This window comes from Dorea hominis (genome assembly GCF_014287705.1).
GTDB lineage: Bacteria > Bacillota > Clostridia > Lachnospirales > Lachnospiraceae > Dorea_D > Dorea_D hominis.
On sequence record NZ_JACOOY010000004.1, the window covers coordinates 30,579 to 49,310 of the forward strand.

An 18,732-nucleotide genomic window follows, 5' to 3' on the forward strand; every position below is an offset into this window, starting at 1 on the left:
CATGGAATATCAGATATTAGCACTGGACCTCGACGGTACGCTGACCAACTCGAAGAAAGAGATCTCCAGACCCACTCTGGAAGCTCTGATCGATATTCAGGAGCAGGGCAAGAAAGTCGTGCTTGCCAGCGGACGTCCGACCAAGGGAGTTCTTCCACTTGCGAAACAACTACATCTGGAAGACTACGGAAGCTATATTCTCTCTTTTAACGGTGCCAGAATTACCGATTGCAGAAGTATGCAGGCGATTTATAATAAGACTCTTCCGGGAGATATTGTAGAACCTCTTCTGCAGATTTTAAGAAAATATGACGGGCTGGATATTTTGTCTTATACAGCAGATAATATCCTCTCCGGAATCAAACCGAACAAATATACCGAACTAGAATCCCGGATCAATCACATGCCGATCATCGAGATGGATGATTTTGCGGCAAATATTAAAGAACCGGCGAACAAGTTTCTTGTAACAGGAGAACCAGAGATTATTGCAAAAGCGCAGAAGGAAGTGACGGATTATTTCCGCTCTTACCTCTACATCTACTGCTCTGATCCGTTCTTCCTGGAGATCATGCCTCCGCAGGTGGATAAAGCACATTCTCTTCTGAAGCTGTTATCCAGCATCGGACTTACTTCAGATCAGATGATCTGCTGCGGCGACGGTTACAACGACATTACGATGATCGAGACCGCCGGCCTTGGCGTTGCCATGGCGAACGCACAGCCGCTGGTGCGCGAGCGCGCCGATTACATCACCAAGTCCAACGACGAGGATGGCGTACTGCATGTTATTAATGAATTTTTGCGGTAGGGATACGCCTGAAGTATTTCCTTAAGTAGAATTGCTTTTCGCTTCTCCCGCCGAGGATGAATTTTCATGCATATATAAAAACAAGGGAGCTGGGCTCCGCGGATATATTGTATATCCGTGGAGTTCAGCTCCCTTGTTGCTTTTCTTTGTTCTGGAGATATGCTTTAGCTTGTTAGGATATCCCCTTTTGGCTTTTCTTTACCCTGAGGGATACGCTCTTGGCTTGTTGTGTATCTCTTTTTCCCTTATACTTCTTCCAAGAGATACTTCTTTGTATCCCTCCGTCCTGTCTCAGCTTGCTTGGGGATACATCGCGCTTTTCGATGTATCCCCTTTTATCTTCTCCACCCTTTAAAGATATAACACATATATTTACTTCACAAGCTTGAAATCTTCTTTCTCCACAATTTCTTTCCTGTAATTGTCAAAGTATTTTCCCCAATCAGCCTTGCTGTCACCTGCATGCTTCTCGCTATACTCCTTCTCCAGCTTCTCTCTATATTTGATCTGTGGAAGAAGTTTCTGATATACCGTCTTCTCATATTTCCAATAATCTTCCGGTGAATCAAACTGTGCAATGATCTCATCAACTTGTTTCTGGCTGGATTCATCCAGTTTCTTACCTTCATACTCAGCACGCATATCACTTACATAATCTGCCACTTCTTTGTCTGTCGCCTTACAGCCTGCCTTCATTGCCTCTGTACATAATGCTGCGCTTTCTTTTTCATATTTATAAGCTTCTTTTTCTGCTTCTTCTTCGCTCATGCCTTTAGCCTTATAATATGCAATTGCTTTTTCCATATCAGTTTTTGTAATTTCTGAATAATTTCCCTTCGCATATAAGTTTTTTGCGGAAGCCTCTTCTGGATTCTTGTATTCTTTTTTCAGTACTTTTCCAAAGCCCTCCAATGAGACCTTGCCATTTGCCTGGGAATTATTCTGCACAACGCTTCCGGCAAGCGCCAGACATCCAGTAACTACGACTACCGCACTTATAACTTTTCCTTTTTTACTCATAATCTTTCTCTCCCGCGTCCATTAAATATCTGTGATTGTTTCATTGCTTTTCAGAATCCCTGCTATTACGACTTTCTTCTTTTTCTTTTCGGCTTTCTTCTTTCACTTTTTTTATTTTCTCATCCAAAAAGAACCCCGAACCTATCACCGCAGTAAGTGAAAACCATTTTAATGCGCATAATAACATATCCTGTGTTCCATATTTTCTTATTTCAAGAGATACCATTACCATCACTGTAACACATACAATAAAATGAACAATATAAAGTATTAATGGACTTTCTTTCATAGATATTCCTCCTTCTCTGGTCGTTATTTTTCTCCTTCCAGCATTCTATATTCTGATATTATCATCCAATTTTTGTTCCGTCAATATATATTTAGATATTCTATGTATTGTTTTTTCTTTTATCAACTATATAATGTATTTATAAATATTATTATGTCAAATTCGGAGGTATACAAATGAACAAAGCGTGTAAAACATATTATAAGAATCTCAAGCTTTTTCTTCCTATACATAAAGCAACGGAAAAGCAGTTATTTCAGGATATCAAATCCGCATTGACCAATCTGTCTGAAGAAAATCCCGCTATTAATTATTCTGAAATATGTGATGAACTTGGTAATCCCGAAGAAATCGTAGCTGACTATTATTCAAACTGTGATTCTTCTTATCTGACCAAGAATCTTCGTTTTACCTGCTATATCCGCAGAATGTTCGTTGCAGTTCTCATTGCGTTCATTATTGTAACGGGCGTACGCAGCTTTTATCTGCACAAATTATATAGGGAGACACAGAAAACAATCCCAACTCATGTTATAGAATCTATCGAATAAAAGGAGGTTAACTTATTATGAAAAAAATATTAACATTTATTCTTATTTTTTCTTTAATGCTGTTTCCAATGAATGTATTCGCTTCCTCATCTTCTAACGAAATCGAATATTTAGATAATGGCGACTATTTAATTTACACTATAGAAGATGATGCATCACGAAATTTTCAACCATTTTCAAATACAGTAACCAAATCGAAATATGCCAGATACTACCACAAAAACTCTGTACAATGGTATGTCAAAGTAACCGGTACATTCACATATGGATCAGGCACTTCCAAATGTACTTCCTCTAGTGTATCTGCCAAATCCAGCGCGGATGGATGGAAAATTGTAAACAGCTCCGCATCCAAATCAAAGAACACAGCCAGCGCTACAGCCACCGCAAAACACTATTATAATAACTCTGTCATCGACACCGTAACCCGTACAGTAAAACTTACATGCAGTTCAACCGGAAAATTTTCTTAAGAATTATTTAATTTTTTATTAATATTTATTGTATATGTAATGCAAAAATAGTTGTTTTCTTAAGGTTTATTCTTTATAATAGTTAGCAACGGAAGGGATTGACACTATTATGCGGGCACAGAATAATTTCAAAAAGGGCGCTGTAGAGATGCTCTTACTTCATATTTTAAAAGAACAGGGAGACTGCTACGGATATCAGTTTTCCAAACTGATCAAAGAATTGTCTGACGATTATCTGACAGTTCCGGAGGGATCACTTTATCCCGCCCTGTACAAACTTATCGAAAAGGGATATATCTCCGATTATAAAAAACCTGCCGGGAAGCGGATGATCCGTGTTTACTATCATCTGGAAGCATCCGGCGAAGAACGGCTTGCTTATTTGAAAAATGAATTTTACGAAACGAATCGTTCTATTGAGAAGATCCTTGATTATGATTTTCCGGTAGAATCTTAACTCTAAAAGTCCCAGCAGATATACGCCTGCTGGGATTTTTATTTGTACATTATACTTTCTCCGAATATTAAACCACGAAGCGACTGTTCCACAGATTCATAACATCTGCGAAGCAGGCGCTTCTTTCATTCCAGTTTCTTATGTTCTTATTTTTGCCCTATTCCATTAATAATGCTTACTACTTTATTTTACCTTAATTTTCACACTTGCTTTCTTATTCGTTCCATCCAGCGCCATCGCCGTGATCTTCACGCTCGCACCTTTTTTTGCATTTTTCAGCGCCGTGACTTTACCGGAAGAGCTGACTTTTATGTACTTCGGGTTACTGCTTGTATAGCGAAGTGTCTTATTTACTTTCTTTCCGGTCGTCTTCACTGTCGTTTTCAATTTGCTGCTCTTTCCGCGGGCAAGTGTTTTCGTTCCTTTCATGAAAATAGATTTCACACGGTCTTTTAATATAGAAAGTCTGATGCTTGCTTTCTTCTTGCTTCCATCCTTTGCTGTCGCCGTGATCGTTACCGTTTTGCCTTTTCCTGCTGCCAGTGTTTTCACAAGTCCTTTGCTGTTCACAGTCGCATATTTCTTATTACTTGTCTTCCACGTTACAGCCCTGTTGCTTGCTTTCGCCGGTGCGACAGTTGTCTTTAACTGCACACTCTTTCCTGCCGCAATTTTCTTCGACAATGCGGAAGTGACTTTCACAGAACTCACTTTGATCTCTGACGGCTTCTGTGTGTTATCGTCCTTCTTGTTATCATCCTTCTTATCGTCGTCTTTTTTATCATCATCTTTCTTTCCGTCATCTGGCTCATCCACATAATCCATCTTCTGATCTGCAAATACATTCAATGCCGGAGCTTCTGTCACATTCTGCTCCCCATTACTGCAAACGGTTCCACCATAAGACCAGTTGCTCTCATCCGAAAGATCAATGATCAGAGACGGACGCACCCCAATATGATTGCGATCCACCAATTCCCCATAATTACGGATAAATCCATAATTGCATACATATGCCGCATAATTCTGGTACTGTCCCGGCGAGCGTGTCCACCAGAGACAGTTGCCGATAAATCCATCCTCATAATTGCTCCACACGCCCATTGCTTTCGCATAAGTGGAGCTCTTGGAGCGACGCGCCTCATCTCTCGCACCCGGATCACCGTCACGATAATTGGAAATAAATCCATGCGTCAGTGCCTGCGCACCGCCGTACACTTCCATTTCCGCAAGCAGAAAAATCCTGTCATTCGTATCAGATCCGCCGACCGTATCATAATGTAAATTTCCCAAATTCTGAAGCGAAGTATTTACAAGCGCTTGCTGCTCTTTTTCCCGGAAAGCTGTATCCTTAAAGTTCTTCTCTTTTTCCTCTCCATATCCATTCAGCCAGCTCCGGATCGATGACTGTTCCCATGTCGTATCTTTTGCTTCTCTATTATATAGCTGGTCATCCAATGAGACATCCGCAAGCAGAAGTGCATTCTTATCTGCTATATTTAACACACGCCAGCGGATCGGTTCATAACGGAAATAGTGATACGTCACACTTCTTGCCCAGAAATAATAATGTGGGATATCCTGTCCGCTTGTTGCAGGAAAAGTGCTGTCTTCCTTTCGGATTCGGCGATATTTTACACCATCTATGACCGTATCTCCATTTTTCGTATATTTAGCGTCTTGCAGTTGTTGATATACTTTATCATTAACTTCATAATCGGATTCTTTACTCCACTTCTGATTCTTCGCCGCACCACACTGCGTCTTCTCCGACACAATCTCCGTCTGTGGATAATATCCATAATAAATCGTATCCCACGTCACCCGCTGTCCGGCTTCCATCGATGTGTCCGTTTCTATCTGCGGCTTCTTAAGTTCCACCGCATCCGCCGCCTGTACGCACAGATTTCCAATAGATGCGGACTTTGCCGGTATACCCGTCATACCGATCATCAACGCTGCCGCCAGCAAAATACTGATCACTTTCTTTTTCATTTTCTTTTTCCTCCCATTGTAGTCCCCGGCATTTCATTCACCGGCACATTCACTTTGATACTATTATATTTCCTGTGTCACCTATATTCAAATACGTAGATTCTATAAATACCCTCATTTATTATAATTATCAATTATACAATTTACCTATAGAAAGTTACAATAAAAGTGGTCTGTTATAAATTTTTACTAATTTTAAAGAGAGGAAAGGAAAGTTATGAAAAAAAGATTTGCAAAACTTGCCGCAATTCTGCTCTCTTCTGCGATGACGCTGACGATGATTCCAACGAATTTCGTATACGCGAAAGACGTGGATACCACAGCAGTCCAGACAGAGGCAACAGATGACCGGCAGGACGAGTCCGGTAAGATCACAATCCCGGACACAGCAGAATCAGCAACAGACAAAAAAGCTGAAACTGTAACAGAAGACAAAGATCAAAAAGACGACGCAAAAGTCGAAAACAAATCTGCTGATAAAAAGGCGGCCAAATCTAAAGCAGTAGAAAAAACAACTGTAAAGAAACAGGCAAAAGCAGCAGATGACACAAAAGATAATGCAAAAGACGACGGCGATAAGAAAGATGATGATGAAGCAGTCGAGAAAGTAACAATTAATTCTATACCTGTTACTTATGCTGACGGGAAAATGGTAGAAGATGGCGTTACCATAGTTTTCTTCAACAGCGAAGACGGCGCGCAATCTTCTTATACAGTAAAAAATGGTTTAATTAAAAATATCGAAATGGTTCCAGGTGTATCTTATAAAGTTACGTTAAGCTGGAATGACTGGGATTATATTGAAGAACATGATATGGCTTACGCACAGGATGGCTTCGTCCGTGTCGCTGTAAATAAAGATTCCAAAACTTTATTACACTACGATATGACAGAGGGCAAGATTACAGACAAAATTGTCCGTAAATTAGTCATCAAAAAATACGACGCAAAAGATCCGGTTAAAGTTACCATTCCTTCTGTTCCGGTTAACTACACAGACGGTAAACCTGTAGAAAACGGACATGTTATTGAAGTCTCTTTCGCCGGTGAATCTTCTTACCCGGATACTTATACTGTGAAGAATGGTAAGATTTACAATGTTGAACTTCTTGCAAATGAACAGTATAAATTTGGTATCAGCCCTGATGATGATGAAGATTTCTGGGCTGATTACGAAATGGCTTATGCTGAGGACGAATTCGTCCGTGCCGGTGTAGATGAAAATTCCAAAACATTATTCTACTATGACACAACCAACAACAAAGTTACCGGAACTCCAATCCGTCAGCTTCTTGTTAAGAAATATGGCGCAGATGATTCAAAACCAGAAAAAGTTACCATTCCTTCTTTACAGGTTACATATGCAGATGGAAAGCCAGTAGAAGACGGACATGTATTTGCTTTCTATAATACAGATGATGCAGCAAATGATACTGTTTCCTACACTACAAAAGATGGTAAACTTTCCAACTTAAAACTGGAAGCCGGTGTTCCGTATAAAGTTTCTATCGATGACTACGAAGATGAAGATTTCTGGACTGATTATGAACTGGCTTACGCACAGGACGGTTTCGTTCGTGTAGCTGCAACCCAGAATTCCAAAACATTGTTACATTATGACAATGAAACCGAGACCATCACAAAGACACCTGTCAGAAAACTTACGGTTAAGGAATATGGCGCAAAAGATCCGGTAAAAGTACCTTACAATAAGGATGTAAACGTTGCTGATATCGACGTTGTATACGAAGACGGTACTCCGGTAGAAGATGGTATGGCATTTGACCTCATCAACATGCAGACCCTTCTGGATAGTAATAACTACTCTACACGTTATACGACCAAAGACGGTAAGCTCTCCGGTGTAAAGATGAAAGCCGAAGTGCAGTACAAGATTGGTTTTGATGTAGCTAACAAATACTGGCAGACACACAATATCGTAGGTGCTTACAAGAGTGATAAATTAATGCGTATTTACGCACGTTATGACAACCAGGCTCCACTTTATTATGACTATGATGAAGGTATTGATGCTGACGAGCAGGTATGCACTAAGATCGTTGTAAAGAAACTGGACAAGAAACAGGATCCAAGCTGTATCGTTCCGGCTTCTTGCTGGATGAGCTTACTGCTCTCTGACAACGGTTATTACGCAGAAGGCGGATTATCCTTCAAGATGACCCGTCTGGATACAAATAAATCCAAAACTGTCCTGAGCCGTGAAGGTGAAGTTGTTGTTATGGGTGAAAGTTACACCGACTATCTTCTGACTCTGGATGAAAATGATACTTATGAGATTGATTTCGATACAAACCCATTATTCAAGCAGTACAAAGAACTGGGCGGTATTCCATTCCAGTTCCAGCAGGATAAAGCCGGCAAGACACAGGCTGTCCTGAAAGGCTATGATGTGGAAGATATCGAAGGACGTCTGAACTACAACTACCTGGATCTTAAGAGAATCGACGGTAAGGAAAATACAACCGGCAAGAAGTTCTCTGATGATGAATGCGGTGACAGCCAGGAAGTAAAAACACTTTATGCCGCAGACAAAGTAACATTAAAAGATATGAAAGTAAATGAATACAATGAATCTACAGAGAAAGCTACACCTCTGGACAAAGACATCACATTTGTATTCTACAACTGCTCAACACAGACCATTGAAACTACTGTTAAATCTCACAACGGAGTACTTCCGGATGTAGAAATGTTCAAAGATCATCACTACATCGTATATGCTGAGGATTCCGAATACGAGATGCCAAATCATTACATCACTCTGTCTAAGACAGGTGACAAACCACTTTGCTATAAATGCAATGAAAATGAAAGCAGCTTTGATCTCACAAAGAGACAGACAGCTCTGGAAGATCCAAAAGATGCTGCACGTGTCAATGTAAGCCTTCCAGTATACTATGTAGACAAAGAAGGTAACATGAACACAGTTCCGGATGTTAACGTAAAACTGGTAAGCCCTTACGAAACTGTAAATGGTGTCAGTGATGCAGAAGGAAACCTCAACGTAAGCCTGATGGAAGATTACAACTACATGGTACAGGTAGAAAGCGACAAATACGGCGTAGAATCCTTCCCATTAACTGTAAAAGACAAATCCGAATATGGAGCAGGAAAATACACATTCAACCACTTCAGCTGCGGAAGCGTCGGAGGCATTTACCTCGTAGATAAAGGAACAGAACATGACCGTGACGTTGTTATGGTTGGCTCTTCAAACAACACAACAGTTACAGGTCTGAACTTCGGTAAAGGAAGCTACTACATCAACGATCGCGTATTAGAAGATTACAAAGTTGATGAATTAGAAGGCAAAGATTATGAAGTTGTTGATATCGATGCAATCAACATGTACAGAACTGAGATTTCCAAACTGGCAGCCGGTGATTTCGTAATCACAAGAGTGGTTCCGGAAGGAAAAGCTGTAAAAAATGTTTACTACATCGACAAAAACGGTAAACTCCAGAGACTGAACTTCACAGAAAGCAACGGAATCGTTACTTTCAAGATGGGATCCATCTCTATGTACAACAATGTTATTGAATACAAATCTGCAGATGAAACAACTCCGGATAAACCGAATCAGGATAAGCCTGCTAAGAAAACGGCTGTAAAATCCAACCAGGTTTCCTTAAGCAAAGTACGTTATACTTACAATGGAAAATCCATCAAACCGGCTGTAAAAGTTACTGTAAAAGGTAAGAAGCTGAAAAACGGCACGGATTATACTGTAAAATATTCTTCTAATAAAAAAGTCGGAAGAGCAAAAGCAGTTGTAACATTCAAAGGAAACTACACAGGAAAGATCACTAAATCATTCAAGATCAGCCCGGTAGCAACTTCTCTGAAATCTGTAAAAGCTGGCAAAAAAGCATTCAAGGCAACCTGTAAAAAACAGACCAAGCAGGTTACCGGTTATCAGATTCAGTATTCTGTTAAGAAAGGATTTGGTTCCAAAGTAAAAACTGTTACAATTTCTAAGAACAAAGTTACTTCTAAGACAATTAAGAACTTAAAGAAGAACAAGAAATATTATGTAAGAATCAGAACTTACAAGAAAGTCGGAGCGAAAAACTTCCACTCTGACTGGTCAAAAGTAAAATCTTTAAAAACAAAATAAGATGATACAATGGAAAAGGGATTCCGGCATTATGCCGGGATTTCTTTTTTATATAGTCATACATACGCATGTATGATATACTCATTTTATAGAATATTTATTCATCGGAGGAAAAGCTATGAAAAACAAATGGTTCAAGCGACTTGCCTGCGCAGCACTTTCTGCCGCTCTCGTAGTAGAGCTTGCATGCTTCGCCGGCCCAACCACTTCTTATGCCAAGGCACCGTCAACCGGTAAGATTTCCCTTACTGTAACCCAGGATTACAAGCAGGCACAGGCTATTTTAAAGTATGTGAACAAATACCGTAAGAAAAAACATCTGAAAGCTCTGAAACTGGATAAGGATCTTACAAAGGCTGCCATCACCCGTGGTGCGGAACTGAATATTTACACACCACAGACCAGCCCGCACCGCAGACCGAACGGGAAACTTACCAAGACGTTGAATAAACGTATTTGCTATGAAGACTGTCTGGAAATCGGCGGAAGTTACTACATGGAGCCTTCCGACTTTGGTGCTTCAGGCAGTATAACCAGTGCAAAAGCAGTTGTTGATTCCTGGATTGCTTCTCCGCCTCACCGTAAAGGATTACTGCTCTCCAAGGCAAAGTGCGCCGGTATCGCCGCTACTTACACAACAACAGAGTACGACTATATCACTTCCGTAACATACTCTATTGAGTTCAGTAATACCAAAGTTAAAAAAGTAGAGAAGTCCAAATCCAAGGTAAAATACACGAAAAATGTAGACACCAAGAATGAATATCTGAAAAAGAAATATTTTTCAATGCGCTCCTCCGTCGATCAGCTCTACAATGAAAATCCTTCCATGCGACTGTATACCGACTACAACAGTCCATACATGTATGCACGCCCAATTCTTAATCCATCCAGCTTTACCTGGACCAGCAGCAATAAAGATATCGCTACTGTCAATAAGAACGGAATTGTGAAGAAAGGCTCCAAAACCGGTAAGGTGAAGATCACTGCTAAATTGAAAACCGGTACGAAGGTAAGTTTCTCCAAGACACTTACAGTGAAATAAACTGCAATAACATAATTTACTATATCAAAAACGACGGTCGTAAGTGGCTGTCGTTTTCTATTATTAAAAAGCACATCCTAACGCTTCTCATCTTTGCATCAGAATGTGCTTCTTATTTTTTACAATCTCAAATTTTCTATCTAGGCATTTTATATTATGCTTCTGCTGTTTCTCCGTCTTCAGCTTCTTCATCATCTGCTGATGCATGAACTTCTGTTACACTTACGATCAGTGCTTCCGGATCCGTAGATAATGTAACCTCCGGATTCTTGGCAATATCCAGATCTTTTACTTTGATTGTATCACCTGCATGCATATCGCCTACATTGACTTCAATCTTATCTACAAGGTCTTTCGGTAATGCCTTAAATGCTACTTCTTCCAGATGTTCTTCCAATACGCCTGTTGTTACTTTCTCGGCATCAACTAATACGATCTCAGCTACAGAGTGAACTGCTTCGTTGCTTACCAATGCCTGAAAATCTACTTCGTTGATCTGTTTTTTAATCGGATCAAACTGAATATCCTTAATCAGCACATTATGCTTTGTTCCGTCAACATCAAGCATAACCTGACTTCCTTTATTGTTCTTCTTCAGAAGGCTTTCTACTTCTTTTTTGTCCATTTTTACCGGAACAGATTCTTTCATCTCGCGGCCAAATACATTGCCCGTAACAAATCCTTCTCTTCTTAATTTCTTTGCTTTGATGTCCATGCTTCTTTTTTCAGCTTTTAAAGTATTCATTTATCTTTTCCTCCAAAAATCTGATATGCTTAGCATCCTTCGACTTTGTCTTACAATACAAAGAGGTGTGTTAAGTAGGTTTTCTTGTTACGGTCTTATTATATCTCTTCTATAACAAACAGATTAACCAAATATACACTTTTTTTGAGGTGTTTTTTTGTGATTTTTTCAATTTTTCTAAATTATATAGCAATAAAGCTGGCGCACACCGGAAACGGGAAGCGCCAGCCATGAAGTTCTCTATCTCTGTTAAATTGCTCTTGTGTATTTCTCAAGCCATGCTTTCTCTTCGTCATTCAGATATGGCGAAATCACTTCGTATACTCTCGCATGATAATCATTGAGCAGCTTCTTGTCTTCTGCTGTCATGATATCCGGGTTGATGGCATCTAAGTCCATCGGAATCAGTGTAATCGCTTCAAAATACATGAACTGTCCATATTCGTTCAGAGTTCCTTTCTTTGTCAGAAGTTCGTTTTCCAGACGGATACCGTGGGAACCTTCAATATAGATTCCCGGCTCATCTGTGATGATCATGCCTTCTGCAAGCGGCTCAGTCTCGCCCGGGCGGTATTTCCAGCGGAATCCAGTCGGTCCTTCGTGAATATTAAGCAGATAACCAACTCCATGTCCTGTTCCGTGATTGAAGTTCAAATCTCTGTCCCAGAAAGGCTTTCTTGCAAGGATATCCAGAACCATACCTGTAGATCCTTCTAAGAATTTTGCATTGCCAAGCTGCAAGTTACTGATCGCAACCAATGTAAAATGGTCTTTCATGATCTGCGGCACTTCGCCTAATGCATAAGTTCTTGTTACATCTGTAGATCCTTCATAAAATCCGGCGCCTGTATCTGTTAAGAACAGCTGTCCCTCTTTCAGCTCAACGTCTGTCTCCGGAGATGATGTATAATGCACAATTGCTCCATGCTCTCCAAAGGAAGAGATTGGCTCAAAGCTCGGGCGGATGAAATTGCCCATCTCTGCACGGAACTCATCCAGCTTGTCTGACGCACTCATCTCTGTGATCTTCATCTTTCCGACATTCTCTTTCAGCCATTTCATAAATCTGACATGAGCTACACTGTCTTTGATCTGGGCTTTGCGGATGTTTTTGATCTCTACCGGGTTCTTCATTGCTTTCATAAGAATTGCCGGATTTCTCTGCTCAATTGTTTTCACATTTTCCGGAATATTATTGAAAATTGCATAGTTCAATTTACCTGGATCAACCATCACAACTGTATCTTCTGTAAACTTTTTCACATCTTCATAAATGTCATTGTACGGATGAAGTTTCACACCATCTGCTGCCAGCTTTGCTTTCAACGCATCATCCAGTTTACGTTCATCAATATACAGCTCTACGCCATCTATTGTAACGATCGCATAAGATAATACCATCGGGAAGAAATCAATATCATTTCCACGGATATTGAGCATCCAGCAGATATCATCCAGTGTTGTCATTACATGTGTATTCGCTCCTGCATCCTTCATCTCTTTACGGATTCTTGCAAGTTTGTCAGCAACCGTCTCTCCTGCATATTTCACATCCAGATCAAATGCCGGTTCTTCTGACATTGCCGGGCGGTCACTCCAGATCTCATCGATCAGGTCTTCCTGGTAATTCACATGTGCGTCTTTCTTTGCTGCAATGTCCGCATAGCCCTGACCTTCTCCGACAGATACTACTCTTCCGTCAAATCCAAGTGTTTCCCCTGCCTGTAACACTTTCTCGATGTAAGCATTCATCTCCGGCACACCCGGTTCTCCCATCTTCATCAGCTCTACTGTAGATTCTTCCAACTGCTTTGCAGCCTGGATGAAATAACGTCCGTCCGTCCACAGTCTTGCCTCTGTCTTTGTGATGACTGCTGTCCCTGCGGAACCAGAAAATCCTGTGATGAACTTTCTCGCCTTGAAATGTTCCCCAACATATTCACTTTGATGGAAATCAGCGGTTGGCACTACATAAACATCAATCTTCTTCTCCTCCATCCGTTTGCGAAGTGCTTCGAGTCTCTCTGGTACTGTCATTTGTTGTTCCTTCTTTCTTATTAGATTTGTTACCCCTCTGCAATTACCATACCAATCCGTAATGCAGTCTTTTGGAAACTGTTTATAGTTTACAATAATCCTCTAATATTTGTCAAAAAATATTTTGTTATGTTATTATAAATATAACAAAAATAATCATAGTATAACTATTGATTTTCGTCATTTTGTCAGATACACTAGATATGATACTAGGGTTCAAAAGTTTAAATCCATATGAGCTTGCTCATATATGGATGACAAACTTTGGAACCCGCCACGATATGCAAACAGAATTTTTTCACTGAGGATAATTTACAATGAACATACCGATAAAGAAATCATGTTTTTACAGTGCAGTCATTATTATTCTCTCACAGCTTAGCATCAGCTTGTTCACCCGGAACTTTCAGCTATCTGTTGCTGTGATTTTTTTGTCTGCCATGACATTTCTGATCCAGGATTTTCCACTGATTCCGGTGACAGTGCTTTCAGCAGTCGGCGTCTGTTCACTCCGTATGCTGCTTGCATGGATCGTAACAGATACTACAGCACCGATTTCCCGGTATTTTCCTGAAATGACATTCTATCTTTGCTACGGGTTTCTTCTATATATATATGTTAAAAATATAACATCATGGAAATCTTCCGGCAAAAGCTTTTTCAGAAAACTGACGCAGCGAAAAGATATAGACACAACTGCATTTTCAGAATATCCGAACCGAAATCACACACTACTCGTTCTGACCGTAATTGACTATGTGGCAAACTTTCTGGAACTGCTTGTACGTCTGGATATTTCCGCATTTCATATCCGCCTGCAGACAGGTATTTTCCTGACAGCTTTTTTCCGCTCCTGTGTGGTCTGGCTGATTCTGACACTTTTTGAAAAATACCGGATGCTTCTTTTGAAAAAGGAACATGAAGAGCGTTATCAGCGCCTCGTTCTTCTCATTTCCAAACTGAATGGGGAAATGGTCTGGATGCAGAAAAATACTTTGCTTATTGAAGAGACAATGAATCATTCTTACAAATTATATCAGGAGCTGACGGAGGCCGATGTTCCGGCAGAATTATCTACTTCCGCTCTGGCAACTGCAAGAGATATCCACGAGATCAAGAAAGAATACCTTCTGATCATGCGTGGAATTTCTGAAGCACTGAACGAGGAAGTCGAACAGGACGGCATGTATCTGGAAGAGATTTTCACACTGCTTAAGACTTCCATGTTTACACTTGCTGATTCCATGGATAAGACACTGAATTTTAAATTTATCTGCAAAACAAATTTTTATACTTCCAAACATTATGAGCTGTTATCCATTTTCCGTAATCTTCTCATCAATGCACTGGAAGCCGCACAGGAACAGACTGTAACTCTTATGATTTCCATATTTTCCCAGGATGAAGCTGTCATTTTCAAAATTACAGATGACGGTCCGGGAATCCCGGTTGAATACAAAGATGAGATTTTTAATACCGGTTTCTCAACCAAAATTAATTTTGAAACCGGGGAAGTAAGCCGTGGAATCGGTCTTGGTCTTGTGAAAGATCTTGTCGAAAAACGTCTCGGCGGTTCAATCGAACTGGCATCCGTGCCGGGAAATACAACTTTTACAGTAAGCATACCAAAGAATCAAATTGAGGTGATCAAATCATGATGTCTTTTTATTTTATAGATGACGATAAAAACATTACAAACATTTTAAAACTGATCGTAAATACGCGTGGACTCGGTGTCTGTTGCGGAAGTGCGGAAAACGCAGCAGAGGCACTGGCAGATCTGCCTGTCATGCGCCCGGACATCGTTCTTGTCGATTTCCTTATGCCGGAGATGGACGGCATTTCTTTCATCAAGCAAGCGAAAAAAATTCTTCCGGACGCAGCCTATATTATGCTGTCACAGGTTGCTTCCAAGGATATGATTGCTTCTGCCTATGAAGCCGGTGTAGAATTTTTCATCCAGAAACCAATCAACAGCGTAGAAGTGGAATCCATCATCCGCAAAGTCAGCGACGGTCTTTCCATGAAACGGATGGTTCAGCAGATGCATAATATTTTTACCCCTGACACAAACAAATCCTCTGTTTCCAAGTCAGCAAATGAGCAGCAGATTGAGGCAAATCTGCGCACGATCCTTACACGTCTCGGAATTATAGGCGATACCGGTAGCAAAGATATTATTACGATCGTCAAATACATGTGTATGCACCCGGAAAGCGTGGATACAATGACTGTCAGCGAACTGTGCAGTAAATTCTGTGATAATCCGAAGTCCATGGAGCAGCGTATCCGCCGTACTGCGTTTAACGGTCTTGTCAATCTGGCACATCTCGGTCTGGATGATTACTCAAACGAGATCTTCGTTGATTATTCCAGTACACTTTACAATTTTGAACAGGTGCGGAAAGAAATGGATTGTATTCGTCAAAAAACTGTCAGACACGGTAATTTGAAGATTCGTCATTTTCTGACTTCTCTCGCTTTTCGTTGTCAAAATGCACAATGATTTATAATAATCGCGCTTATTTGTATGCATATTGTCACCTATTGAAACTTTTTGTAACCGTGCATATATATTATACCTATCAATAAACGGACGGACTTATAGAATTTTTAAATCAAAGAAAGTTGAGAGGTGTAACGTATGGTAACAGTTTTATCAGGTGTAGCTTTATTGGTCGCAACATTAGCAGTGTTTTCACTGTTCAGTCTTAAGATGCCGAAGGGATCGCTTGCAATGTCAGGTATGGCAGATGCAGCCGTTGCAACATTCCTTGTCGAGGCAATTCACAGCTATATCAGCGGAGATTTGTTTGGTATTTCATTTTTAAAACAGGTTGGAACCACATCCGGAAGCATGGGTGGTGTTGCAGCGGCAATCATGGTTCCAATCTGTATGGGAGCTAACCCGTTATACGGAGTAGTAGCCGGTGTAGCCGTTGCAGGTTACGGAATCCTTCCTGGATTTATCGCAGGATATATCGTAGGATTTGTTGCACCGATTATTGAAAAGAAACTTCCGGAAGGTGTGAACGTAATCGTTGGTGCTCTTGCAGTCGCTCCAATCGCACGTATTATCGTTGTAAGTGTAGAACCGGGTGTGAACATCTTATTATCACGAATCGGTCTTACAATTTCAGCAGCAACCGATCAGTCCCCGATCGTTATGGGATTCTTGCTCGGTGGTATTATGAAAATGATCTGTACATCACCGTTAAGTTCTATGGCACTGACAGCCATGTTAGGGCTGACAGGACTTCCAATGGGTATTGCCGCAGTTGCATGCTTTGGTGGTTCTTTCACAAACGGTATGATATTCCACAAATTGAAACTTGGTAACAGAGGTAACGTAATCGGCGTTATGTTAGAGCCTTTAACACAGGCCCCGATCGTAACTGCCAATCCAATTCCTATCTATTGTTCGAATTTCTTTGGCGGCGGACTTGCAGGTATCTCAGCGGCGGTATTCCACATTGTGAATAATGCGCCTGGTACAGCTTCTCCAATTCCTGGACTTCTTGCACCATTTGCATTTAATGCGCCGGGAACTGTTGTAATCTCTCTTGCATTTGCAGCAGCAGGCGGTTTACTTGCAGGATTTATAGGCGGAACAGTTTTCAAACACATCCGCGAGAAGAAAGGAATACTTGTAAAAGAAATTATCGCAGAAACTACAGAAGCTGTTGAATCTGAGGAAGCGCTTGAGCCGAGCGTATAAAAAAGCCCCCTTATTTTAACAACAAAATATAGAAAATATCCCCATTGTGGCACCACACACAATGGGGATATTTTTATTGTTATTTTCTGCGCTTATTATGTCCCGTTCAAGAAGCTACGCAAGCAGACGGAACAGCTTCTTAAGATCGATTGGTTTTGATATTTCAAATTCATCTACCTGCATAATGATTCTCTCTTTCTAAGGAAAAATATATTTTGTTTATGATACCATAGAATATATGGCTTTTCTACCTCATTTTAGTAACATAACTGTTAAAAACAGGGGTTTCTAATTTTGTTGCATTTTAGCACTGTATGTAATAGAATAGATGTAATGTCCAGCAAGTCTTTCATCCGCTCATGAGCAATCTCATGTGGATTCAGGCTTCCAAATTTGGGTATCATTATATAAATATAAAATACATTATTTATTCAAAAATTTCAGAAAGGATTTCGTAAAATGGAATTATTAAAAGCTATTCTGATTCTCGTGATTGGATTTGTGTTACTTATCAAAGGAGCGGATTTTTTTGTCGAAGGAAGTTCTTCTGTCGCTAAGAAATTCCATGTTCCTGCCATGCTCATCGGTATGACGATCGTTGCTATGGGAACCAGTCTTCCGGAATGTGCAGTCAGCGTGACTGCGTCACTTGCAAATAACAACAGCCTTGCCGTCAGCAATGTCATCGGATCGAACATTTTCAATTTGATGGTTGTCTGTGGCGCCTGCGCATTATTTTCTCCTCTGACGATCCGCCAGGATACACTGAAGAAGGAATTTCCGCTCTCTATCATCTGTGCGGCACTGATGCTTGTACTCGGCTATATCGGCATGACACTCGGACACATTGACGGAATTATCTTCCTGGTTCTTTTTGTCGGCTATCTGCTCTGGATGATCCAGTCTGCAAAGAAAGCCCGTGCAGCAGTTCTCTCGGATCCCGCACAGTCAGGACAGATAGAACAGGCTGAATTTGTAGAAGAAAATATTGCAATCCTGCCAACATGGAAGAGTCTTGTCTTTATTATCGGAGGTATGATCGCAATCAAATTTGGCGGAGATTTCGTTGTTGACGGTGCATCGTCCATTGCTTCCAGGATGGGACTCAGTCAGACACTGATCGGACTTACGATCGTTGCTATGGGAACCAGTCTTCCGGAACTTGTCACCTCACTGGTCGCCGCTAAAAAAGGCGAAGTTGATATGGCACTTGGCAATGTCATCGGATCAGATATTTTCAATATTTTATTCGTACTCGGAATTGCAACTGTGATCAGCCCGATCTCATTCCTGATGGAAAATGTCATCGACATTATCCTGCTCATTATTATGAGCGTGATCGTTCTTGCATTTGCATGGACCAGGCAGCAGATCAACCGCAAAGAAGGTATCCTTATGCTTCTGATGTATGCAGCTTATATGGTTTATATCTGTGTGCGCTAAATACTATTGG

General features: G+C 40.7%; 15 protein-coding genes. 10 read left to right on the forward strand and 5 right to left on the reverse strand.

The genetic code is table 11. The features are described 5' to 3' along the window. Position 1: 1 nt before the first annotated feature. Positions 2 to 811, forward strand: a complete 810-nt coding sequence (locus H8S07_RS03885; RefSeq protein WP_186855452.1) for a Cof-type HAD-IIB family hydrolase — start codon at positions 2 to 4, stop codon at positions 809 to 811. A gap of 372 nt (positions 812 to 1,183) precedes the next feature. On the opposite strand, the gene H8S07_RS03890 is transcribed toward H8S07_RS03885, so the two are convergent. Next, entirely contained in the window at positions 1,184 to 1,831 is a 648-nt protein-coding gene (locus H8S07_RS03890; protein WP_021859667.1) for a hypothetical protein, read from the reverse strand. 40 nt (positions 1,832 to 1,871) lie between these two features. Next, a complete protein-coding gene (locus H8S07_RS03895) occupies positions 1,872 to 2,120 on the reverse strand; it encodes a hypothetical protein (RefSeq protein WP_186855453.1) in 249 nt (82 codons plus the stop codon). A 176-nt stretch (positions 2,121 to 2,296) separates the two neighbouring features. Between H8S07_RS03895 and H8S07_RS03900 the strand changes: the two genes are divergently transcribed. The 3 genes from H8S07_RS03900 (at position 2,297) to H8S07_RS03910 (ending at position 3,601) form a co-directional block, all read left to right on the forward strand. Next, positions 2,297 to 2,671 (forward strand): DUF6120 family protein, encoded by a 375-nt coding sequence (locus tag H8S07_RS03900; protein ID WP_186855454.1) that lies wholly within the window; start codon positions 2,297 to 2,299, stop codon positions 2,669 to 2,671. Positions 2,672 to 2,688: 17 nt separating this feature from the next. Beyond that, positions 2,689 to 3,144, forward strand: a complete 456-nt coding sequence (locus H8S07_RS03905) for a hypothetical protein (protein WP_186855455.1) — start codon at positions 2,689 to 2,691, stop codon at positions 3,142 to 3,144. A 109-nt stretch (positions 3,145 to 3,253) separates the two neighbouring features. Beyond that, complete coding sequence (locus tag H8S07_RS03910; protein WP_021859663.1) at positions 3,254 to 3,601, forward strand: PadR family transcriptional regulator; 348 nt, start codon at positions 3,254 to 3,256, stop codon at positions 3,599 to 3,601. Positions 3,602 to 3,784: 183 nt separating this feature from the next. Here H8S07_RS03910 and H8S07_RS03915 read toward each other — a convergent pair whose 3' ends face one another. Beyond that, positions 3,785 to 5,596: a DUF6273 domain-containing protein gene (locus tag H8S07_RS03915; RefSeq protein WP_118287997.1), complete on the reverse strand. Its 1,812-nt coding sequence runs from the start codon at positions 5,594 to 5,596 to the stop codon at positions 3,785 to 3,787. 217 nt (positions 5,597 to 5,813) lie between these two features. On the opposite strand from H8S07_RS03915, the gene H8S07_RS03920 reads away from it, so the two are divergent. Next, positions 5,814 to 9,734, forward strand: coding sequence for a fibronectin type III domain-containing protein (locus tag H8S07_RS03920; protein WP_186855456.1), 3,921 nt, complete (start codon positions 5,814 to 5,816; stop codon positions 9,732 to 9,734). A 118-nt stretch (positions 9,735 to 9,852) separates the two neighbouring features. Then, positions 9,853 to 10,779, forward strand: coding sequence for a CAP domain-containing protein (locus H8S07_RS03925; RefSeq protein WP_186855457.1), 927 nt, complete (start codon positions 9,853 to 9,855; stop codon positions 10,777 to 10,779). 154 nt (positions 10,780 to 10,933) lie between these two features. Here the strand turns inward: H8S07_RS03925 and H8S07_RS03930 are convergent, their stop codons facing one another. Both H8S07_RS03930 and H8S07_RS03935 read right to left on the reverse strand, forming a co-directional pair. Next, the gene (locus tag H8S07_RS03930; RefSeq protein WP_118519960.1) at positions 10,934 to 11,524 is read right to left on the reverse strand and encodes a 50S ribosomal protein L25; all 591 of its coding nucleotides are present in this window, start codon (positions 11,522 to 11,524) and stop codon (positions 10,934 to 10,936) included. Positions 11,525 to 11,773: 249 nt separating this feature from the next. Beyond that, positions 11,774 to 13,561: an aminopeptidase P family N-terminal domain-containing protein gene (locus H8S07_RS03935; RefSeq protein ID WP_118288000.1), complete on the reverse strand. Its 1,788-nt coding sequence runs from the start codon at positions 13,559 to 13,561 to the stop codon at positions 11,774 to 11,776. Between the two features lie 317 nt (positions 13,562 to 13,878). Here H8S07_RS03935 and H8S07_RS03940 point away from each other — a divergent pair, with 317 nt between their 5' ends. The 4 genes from H8S07_RS03940 (at position 13,879) to H8S07_RS03955 (ending at position 18,722) form a co-directional block, all read left to right on the forward strand. Continuing rightward, complete coding sequence (locus H8S07_RS03940; RefSeq protein ID WP_118288001.1) at positions 13,879 to 15,219, forward strand: ATP-binding protein; 1,341 nt, start codon at positions 13,879 to 13,881, stop codon at positions 15,217 to 15,219. Next, positions 15,216 to 16,067, forward strand: a complete 852-nt coding sequence (locus H8S07_RS03945) for a response regulator (RefSeq protein WP_186855458.1) — start codon at positions 15,216 to 15,218, stop codon at positions 16,065 to 16,067. Before H8S07_RS03940 ends, H8S07_RS03945 begins: the two co-directional genes overlap by 4 nt. 138 nt (positions 16,068 to 16,205) lie before the next feature. Beyond that, entirely contained in the window at positions 16,206 to 17,279 is a 1,074-nt protein-coding gene (locus H8S07_RS03950) for a PTS sugar transporter subunit IIC (RefSeq protein ID WP_021859656.1), read from the forward strand. Between the two features lie 459 nt (positions 17,280 to 17,738). Next, entirely contained in the window at positions 17,739 to 18,722 is a 984-nt protein-coding gene (locus H8S07_RS03955; RefSeq protein ID WP_186855459.1) for a calcium/sodium antiporter, read from the forward strand. The last annotated feature ends 10 nt before the right edge of the window (positions 18,723 to 18,732 follow it).

What these genes read in the sequence shown, in the direction of transcription:
- H8S07_RS03920 (WP_186855456.1), top strand. Translation starts at nt 5,814, where the DNA reads ATGAAAAAAAGATTTGCAAAACTTGCCGCAATTCTGCTCTCTTCTGCG.
- H8S07_RS03895 (WP_186855453.1), bottom strand. Translation starts at nt 2,120, where the DNA reads ATGAAAGAAAGTCCATTAATACTTTATATTGTTCATTTTATTGTATGT.
- H8S07_RS03925 (WP_186855457.1), top strand. Translation starts at nt 9,853, where the DNA reads ATGAAAAACAAATGGTTCAAGCGACTTGCCTGCGCAGCACTTTCTGCC.
- H8S07_RS03955 (WP_186855459.1), top strand. Translation starts at nt 17,739, where the DNA reads ATGGAATTATTAAAAGCTATTCTGATTCTCGTGATTGGATTTGTGTTA.
- H8S07_RS03945 (WP_186855458.1), top strand. Translation starts at nt 15,216, where the DNA reads ATGATGTCTTTTTATTTTATAGATGACGATAAAAACATTACAAACATT.
- H8S07_RS03950 (WP_021859656.1), top strand. Translation starts at nt 16,206, where the DNA reads ATGGTAACAGTTTTATCAGGTGTAGCTTTATTGGTCGCAACATTAGCA.
- H8S07_RS03940 (WP_118288001.1), top strand. Translation starts at nt 13,879, where the DNA reads ATGAACATACCGATAAAGAAATCATGTTTTTACAGTGCAGTCATTATT.
- H8S07_RS03910 (WP_021859663.1), top strand. Translation starts at nt 3,254, where the DNA reads ATGCGGGCACAGAATAATTTCAAAAAGGGCGCTGTAGAGATGCTCTTA.
- H8S07_RS03930 (WP_118519960.1), bottom strand. Translation starts at nt 11,524, where the DNA reads ATGAATACTTTAAAAGCTGAAAAAAGAAGCATGGACATCAAAGCAAAG.
- H8S07_RS03885 (WP_186855452.1), top strand. Translation starts at nt 2, where the DNA reads ATGGAATATCAGATATTAGCACTGGACCTCGACGGTACGCTGACCAAC.
- H8S07_RS03900 (WP_186855454.1), top strand. Translation starts at nt 2,297, where the DNA reads ATGAACAAAGCGTGTAAAACATATTATAAGAATCTCAAGCTTTTTCTT.
- H8S07_RS03915 (WP_118287997.1), bottom strand. Translation starts at nt 5,596, where the DNA reads ATGAAAAAGAAAGTGATCAGTATTTTGCTGGCGGCAGCGTTGATGATC.
- H8S07_RS03935 (WP_118288000.1), bottom strand. Translation starts at nt 13,561, where the DNA reads ATGACAGTACCAGAGAGACTCGAAGCACTTCGCAAACGGATGGAGGAG.
- H8S07_RS03890 (WP_021859667.1), bottom strand. Translation starts at nt 1,831, where the DNA reads ATGAGTAAAAAAGGAAAAGTTATAAGTGCGGTAGTCGTAGTTACTGGA.
- H8S07_RS03905 (WP_186855455.1), top strand. Translation starts at nt 2,689, where the DNA reads ATGAAAAAAATATTAACATTTATTCTTATTTTTTCTTTAATGCTGTTT.